The organism is Kordia aestuariivivens (assembly GCF_014397005.1).
Taxonomy (GTDB): Bacteria; Bacteroidota; Bacteroidia; order Flavobacteriales; family Flavobacteriaceae; genus Kordia; species Kordia aestuariivivens.
Map to the genome: position 1 here is coordinate 232152 of NZ_JACGWS010000010.1, position 6000 is coordinate 238151.

8 protein-coding genes are annotated in these 6000 nt (G+C 38.3%); 2 read left to right on the forward strand and 6 right to left on the reverse strand.

All coding sequences use genetic code 11. From position 1 onward, the window contains the following. Positions 1–167: 167 nt before the first annotated feature. Positions 168–323, reverse strand: a complete 156-nt coding sequence (locus tag H2O64_RS16730) for a hypothetical protein (RefSeq protein ID WP_187563360.1) — start codon at positions 321–323, stop codon at positions 168–170. A gap of 187 nt (positions 324–510) precedes the next feature. Here H2O64_RS16730 and H2O64_RS16735 point away from each other — a divergent pair, with 187 nt between their 5' ends. Continuing rightward, complete coding sequence (locus H2O64_RS16735) at positions 511–714, forward strand: hypothetical protein (RefSeq protein ID WP_187563361.1); 204 nt, start codon at positions 511–513, stop codon at positions 712–714. 79 nt (positions 715–793) lie between these two features. Here the strand turns inward: H2O64_RS16735 and H2O64_RS16740 are convergent, their stop codons facing one another. The 4 genes from H2O64_RS16740 to H2O64_RS16755 all read right to left on the reverse strand — a co-directional run bounded on the left by H2O64_RS16740 (position 794) and on the right by H2O64_RS16755 (position 3357). Beyond that, positions 794–1687: a head GIN domain-containing protein gene (locus H2O64_RS16740; protein ID WP_187563362.1), complete on the reverse strand. Its 894-nt coding sequence runs from the start codon at positions 1685–1687 to the stop codon at positions 794–796. 16 nt (positions 1688–1703) lie between these two features. Further along, on the reverse strand, positions 1704–2087 hold the full coding sequence (locus tag H2O64_RS16745; RefSeq protein ID WP_187563363.1) for a hypothetical protein: 384 nt from the start codon (positions 2085–2087) through the stop codon (positions 1704–1706). 11 nt (positions 2088–2098) lie between these two features. Continuing rightward, complete coding sequence (locus H2O64_RS16750; RefSeq protein ID WP_187563364.1) at positions 2099–2587, reverse strand: hypothetical protein; 489 nt, start codon at positions 2585–2587, stop codon at positions 2099–2101. Between the two features lie 269 nt (positions 2588–2856). After that, positions 2857–3357, reverse strand: a complete 501-nt coding sequence (locus H2O64_RS16755; protein WP_187563365.1) for a DoxX family protein — start codon at positions 3355–3357, stop codon at positions 2857–2859. Positions 3358–4202: 845 nt separating this feature from the next. Here H2O64_RS16755 and H2O64_RS16760 point away from each other — a divergent pair. Further along, complete coding sequence (locus H2O64_RS16760) at positions 4203–5591, forward strand: T9SS type A sorting domain-containing protein (RefSeq protein ID WP_187563366.1); 1389 nt, start codon at positions 4203–4205, stop codon at positions 5589–5591. Here H2O64_RS16760 and H2O64_RS23980 read toward each other — a convergent pair. Next, a partial coding sequence (locus H2O64_RS23980; RefSeq protein WP_215907186.1) for a prolipoprotein diacylglyceryl transferase occupies positions 5538–6000 on the reverse strand: 463 nt, incomplete at its 5' end. The two genes, H2O64_RS16760 and H2O64_RS23980, sit on opposite strands and share 54 nt — an antisense overlap.

The window sequence follows — 6000 nt, forward strand, 5'->3', positions numbered from 1 at the left end:
TTGCGTAATGGTTTAATATTTTTCTAATTAAAATAAAAAAGAGCTCTTTTTTAGCCTCTTATTCTGAAGTGTCGGAATGATTTTGTGGAGTGTTCAAATGCAGTTATTACAGTAGTTATGAAGAAAGAAGATAAAAGAAAAGCGAGCCGAAGCCCGCTTTGATGATATTAATTATTATGAGGTGGTTTTGGACAACTAAGGTGACAGGTTTGTCCTGGAAAAAGATTACAAGGATTACAATGAATAATGCCTCCATTGATTTCTTTTTGCTGTTGCTTTTCTATAATTTTAATACGCTCAAGGGCTAAAATATTTTTTAACATAATATAAAGTTTTGATTAGATAAAAAAGTATAAAAACAAATGATGAACCACTTACGGGAATCCCGTAATTAACATTTAAATAGTAATCACTCGTAATTTATAAATCACGAATACTACCATTCATTTTTCTATATAATATCAGGCAGCCTTACTTAACTTTGGGTATAATTTTAAAAATTATGTTATTATGAAAAAGAAAGAAATCAAATCATTAAGCCTTAACAAAAGATCTATTTCAACGCTTCAACAAGATAGTGTTGTCGGTGGAGCAACAATTGGTACTTTGTGTGCACTAATTAGTAACGTTTTTGCATGTCCTTCTGAGACGTGTATTTCTACGGCGCAAACCGGTGGAGTCGTTCAGCCAACTTGTGCTAATTGTGATCAGTAATTAGGTATAAACTGAATCACTCAGAAATCGCCTAGAAAGTAATTTTTAGGCGATTTCTTTTCCTTTTGCAGGAATTGTATCAGAACAACTCAACTGTCGTATCTGCGTCTTCCTTTGTAATCGTAACCAATAGTTTTCGCAATCCTAAACTATTGACTTTGTATATTTTAGTACCAACGGTCCAATTTTCTTTGCGTAAGGCGTTTGGCATCATCGGGAAACCATAACTAAACTTTGAACCATCTTTTTTGGGTCCGATCACAAAGAATTGATTTCTATTAAAATTATTATTCTTTATTTTAAACCGAATCCATTCTGCATCTGGGTTTTTAACGGTATTCTTTTCTGCCAGACTTAAAATCTGTCCATCTTTTTTCGTTTTCTTATTGATCGTTTTTGGCGAATTTACATAGATGAGTTTTCCGCTATTGCTCACTTCCGCATGAAGCGTATTGATCACGTTTACTTTGGCATTTCCCCAACTCCAGATATTTACAAAGGCATTTTCGGCAACTAACTTAGAAGCGTCCACTTTGGCAAGTTCAACACCAATGCGTAACTCTTTCGTTTTTCCTTCTAAAATAATGGTTCCTACGGGAGAAGTCAATTGCAAATAGTCGTTGTCAACATTGATAACCTTTGTGACATCGTGTGTGCCTGTTTCTACATGACGTAAGTTTGGTGCACCAATGGTAATTATTGCTTTCTGCGATGGTTGAATCCATTCTTTCTGATCCAAATGCAGCGTGTTTCCAACGACTTCTGTATCGATCAAGTCAAATAGATTTTCGTCGGTCGTAATCGTCATGCCTTCTGGCGCTGATTGATCAATTGTAACTTGCGCATAAAAGTTGATTTTTATCTTTTGAACGCTTTCTATTGGAAAAGTTCTCGTGCTAATCTTTTTGTTTCCTTTTACTTGTGCCATTCCTGAGAATCCGATCAGGAGCAACAATACTGTGATATGTTTCATTTTTTTTGATATTGATTTAATGAGCTATTGTTTTTCCTTTCGCTACATCAAAAGTAGCTTCGTATACAAGTGTTTGCGGTTTATATTCAAACTGTAAAGTACGATTTGGTTGATCTTTCAATTCGTATTGCTTTTGATTGACAAACTTGAACCGAATGCTTGAAGTCGCCGTTTTTTTACTAAACGTTCCTTCGTAAATTCCATCGTTATTTTCGTCGGTTAATGGAATTGTTACTTTCCAGGAAGGATTTGTGAAGTTTCCTTTAAGACCAACGTTTTCAACAGTTGAAAGACCATTCATATCAACTTTAAATGTGACTGTTTTCTCATGTGTTTCCTGAACACAACTTTGTAATGAAATTGCTAGGATAATGGTTGAAAGTATGATGAGTTTTTTCATGATGCTTTAATTTATGATTCTGTATATGAGTATTGATTGCGGACAAATTTCCCTGGCGCGTCTTTAAATTCCACTTCTTTCTTCATAGAAAGTTGATGCTCATTAAAAGAGTAGGTGATGTATATTGTAGCGTCTCTATTCGCGTCTTTTCCTTCGTACCTAGTTTCAACTTCGATGCTTCCGTCGGTTGATCTTTGAACACGGATTATTTTTTCGTTTCCTAAATACGTTCCGTCTTTTTTAATCTTGATCGTACTTTTATCGTTCGCACTTTCTTCGGTGGTGTATTTTTTATAAAAGATGATTTTGTTTTTCTCCACTTCAATTCTAAGTGTTGTTGGCAATATGACTTCTTTGCTGTCACTGTAATTTACGTACATCAATTCGCCCGTCCAGTTAGTATTGTCTAAACTTTCAAAATCTGAAATGCTTACTTTTTGTTGTGCTTGCGCGAATGTTGCCAGTGCGATAGAAATAATTACTGTGATGATTGTTTTCATAATGATGATTTTATTTTTGATTAAATGATTGTTTTAAGTTTTACTTTTGAAATTTTAAGAATGTTTGAGTTAAATAGTTGATTGGTATTTTTTTATTTTCTTTCTCTTTGTTCGCACAAAGAAAAGAAACAAAAGAAAGTGCGCTTTTTCCAGAGGTGTTTTTAGCTGAAAAAGCTAAAACCGTATCCATTTTTCTAAATTTTCTCCAAGGCTTCAAAAATTCTTAACGAAAAATGTATACTACACTGCGGAAAAAGAATCCGTTGCGTTTAATCAAGCTTTAATCTTTTAGCGATTAGATAATCCAATCCGAAACGACCCGAACCTAAGTATAGATTGTAAACTGCAATCCATAAAAAGCCTAAGGCTGGAAGCATTCCCCAAGTTCCTTGTCCCCATTTCTGAAGAAAGATGGCAACCAACATGGTACACATGATTAGAAAGGAAGCAATACGTGTTTGCAAGCCGAGGGCTAAGAAAAGTCCGCCAACGGCTTCGCTAAATGCGCCCAACCAAGCAAAGAGTACTGGAAACAGCGCGAAGATTCCGCCATATTCGGCAACATCTTCCGGAAACCAAGCGGCCACTTCAAATAAGTTTAAATTTTGACTTTCGTCTGTCCATGGCATTCCAAATTTGCTTGCGCCAAAATCAATAGCGAGTAAAAGGCCACATACAATTCTTATGAAGGCAAATAATACATCAGCGAACCAATGTTTTTGTGTAATTGGAGTTGTAAGTCTTTTTAAATAGGTTTTGATCGTTTTCATGATGCGTAAAGTTTGTATCGTTTGTTTGATACAAATTTGCGACATCACGCTTGGTTGAACGACTTATTACGTATGGAGACGGCTTATTGTACGATTTGAGACGCGTTTCCCGCGTAGGCGGGAATCTCTTGGGTCGCTTCGCTTTTGGGGTCGCTTCGCTTTTGGGTCGCTTCGCTGTTGGGTCGCTTCGCTTTTGGGTCGCTTCGCTTTTGGATCGCTTCGCTTTTGGGTCGCTTCGCTTTTGGGTCGCTTCGCTTTTGGATCGCTTCGCTGTTGGGTCGCTTCGCTGTTGGGTCGCTTCGCTTTTGGATCGCTTCGCTTTTGGGTCGCTTCGCTTTTGGGTTGCTTCGCTCTTTGATCGCTTCGCTTTTGGGTCGCTTCGCTCTTTGATCGCTTCGCTCTTTGATCGCTTCGCTTTTGGATCGCTTCGCTGTTGGGTCGCTTCGCTTTTGGATCGCTTCGCTTTTGGGTTGCTTCGCTCTTTGATCGCTTCGCTTTTGGGTCGCTTCGCTCTTTGATCGCTTCGCTCTTTGATCGCTTCGCTGTTGGATCGCTTCGCTGTATATTCTTATGATCCGTCATTACGAACGCTAGTGAAGTAATCTGTTTGTAGTGTAACGCGATTGACGGGTTGCTTTGTAGCTTCGCTAGGTATTTTCTATCATAATGTTGGATTACTTTCATTCCGCATTTAATGAGGTGTTATATAGTTATTTATAAATAAATAAGACTTACATTTCAAGTCTGGTAATTTAAACCAAATCCCTAATCAACAAGAGCTTGAATTATTACCACACAGATTTCTATTTATAATTAATAAATAGCCCCCTAAAACCCTCTAAAACATGAAAAAATTAGTATTATTATTTATCATCAATTGCTGCTTTCAAATAAGTGCTTCGGCTCAATGTGGTCAAACAGGAATAGACTCTGGAGTTTGTTACAATAGTACTGATGGTTTACAAGCTATTGCAGTTGATATAGGCATTCCTACAGATATAATTGTTGTTGATTTTACAGCAGGATCTATAGAGACTTGTTGTGATGAAATCGTTGTCTATTCTGGTGCTCTTGGAAGTGGTACTGGAGGAACTCAGATTTACAATGCATCACAAGGTTCAGGTACCTTTGCAGGATTAAGTTTTACAGCAGCTGCGCCAGGTGAATACTTAAGTATTTATGTGAACGCAGATGGTTCTGTTGATTGTACTACCGAAGGAAGTATAAGTCCTGTATATAATACATCTTGTATAGGATGTGGTCTAACAGGAGTAGACTCTGGAGTTTGTTACAATAGTACTGATGGTTTACAAGCTATTGCAGTTGATATAGGCAGTCCTACAGATATAATTGTTGTTGATTTTACAGCAGGCTCCATAGAGACTTGTTGTGATGAAATCGTTGTCTATTCTGGTCCTCTTGGAAGTGGCACTGGAGGAACTCAGATTCACAATGCATCACAAGGTTCAGGTACCTTTGCAGGATTAAGTTTTACAGCAGCTGCGCCAGGTGAATACTTAAGTATTTATGTGAACGCAGATGGTTCTGTTGATTGTACTACCGAAGGAAATATAAGTCCTGTATATAATACATCTTGTATAATTCCATCAATAGGATGTGGTCTAACAGGAGTAGACTCTGGAGTTTGTTATAATAGTACTGATGGTTTACAGCCTATCGCAATTAATATAGGTATTTCTACAGATATAATTACTGTCAATTTTACAGCAGGCTCCATAGAGACTTGTTGTGATGAAATCGTTGTCTATTCTGGTCCTCTTGGAAGTGGCACTGGAGGAACTCAGATTCACAATGCATCACAAGCTTCAGGTACCTTTGCAGGATTAAGTTTTACAGCAGCTGCGCCAGGTGAATACTTAAGTATTTATGTGAACGCAGATGGTTCTGTTGATTGTACTACCGAAGGAAGTGTAAGTCCTGTATATAATACATCTTGCCCAACTTTGGGTATTGATACTGTTCGTTTTGATACTTCAAGTTTGACGATATATCCTAACCCAACATCAAATTTTGTGACACTAAAGAATCCAGAAAATATAAAATTAAAAAACATAAGCATACACGATTTAACAGGGCGCTTGGTTAAAACGTTAGACGCAACGAATGTTACTGATAAATTACAAATAGACTTGTCAGACTTATCGAGTAATATTTATTTTTTATCTGCTGAAACTGAGAAAAACAAAATAACGTTTAAAGTGATTAAAGAGTAAATCTAATAACAGAAGTGTTTTTTTGTTGATGTCGCTTCGCTGTTGGATCGCTTCGCTTTTGGGTCGCTTCGCTTTTGGGTCGCTTCGCTGTTGGGTCGCTTCGCTTTTGGGTCGCTTCGCTTTTGGGTCGCTTCGCTGTTGGGTCGCTTCGCTGTTGGATCGCTTCGCTGTTGGGTCGCTTCGCTTTTGGGTCGCTTCGCTTTTGGGTCGCTTCGCTTTTGGATTGCTTTGCTTTTGGGTCGCTTCGCTTTTGGGTCGCTTCGCTTTTGGGTCGCTTCGCTGTTGGGTCGCTTCGCTGTTGGGTCGCTTCGCTGTTGGGTCGCTTCGCTGTTGGGTCGCTTCGCTGTTGGGTCGCTTCGCTGTTGGGTCGCTTCGCTGTTGGGTCGCTTCGCTGTTGGGTCGCTTCGCT

Excerpts from the sequence above, each read along its gene's own strand:
- H2O64_RS16730 (WP_187563360.1), bottom strand. The coding sequence starts at position 323 with ATGTTAAAAAATATTTTAGCCCTTGAGCGTATTAAAATTATAGAAAAG.
- H2O64_RS16735 (WP_187563361.1), top strand. The coding sequence starts at position 511 with ATGAAAAAGAAAGAAATCAAATCATTAAGCCTTAACAAAAGATCTATT.
- H2O64_RS16740 (WP_187563362.1), bottom strand. The coding sequence starts at position 1,687 with ATGAAACATATCACAGTATTGTTGCTCCTGATCGGATTCTCAGGAATG.
- H2O64_RS16745 (WP_187563363.1), bottom strand. The coding sequence starts at position 2,087 with ATGAAAAAACTCATCATACTTTCAACCATTATCCTAGCAATTTCATTA.
- H2O64_RS16750 (WP_187563364.1), bottom strand. The coding sequence starts at position 2,587 with ATGAAAACAATCATCACAGTAATTATTTCTATCGCACTGGCAACATTC.
- H2O64_RS16755 (WP_187563365.1), bottom strand. The coding sequence starts at position 3,357 with ATGAAAACGATCAAAACCTATTTAAAAAGACTTACAACTCCAATTACA.
- H2O64_RS16760 (WP_187563366.1), top strand. The coding sequence starts at position 4,203 with ATGAAAAAATTAGTATTATTATTTATCATCAATTGCTGCTTTCAAATA.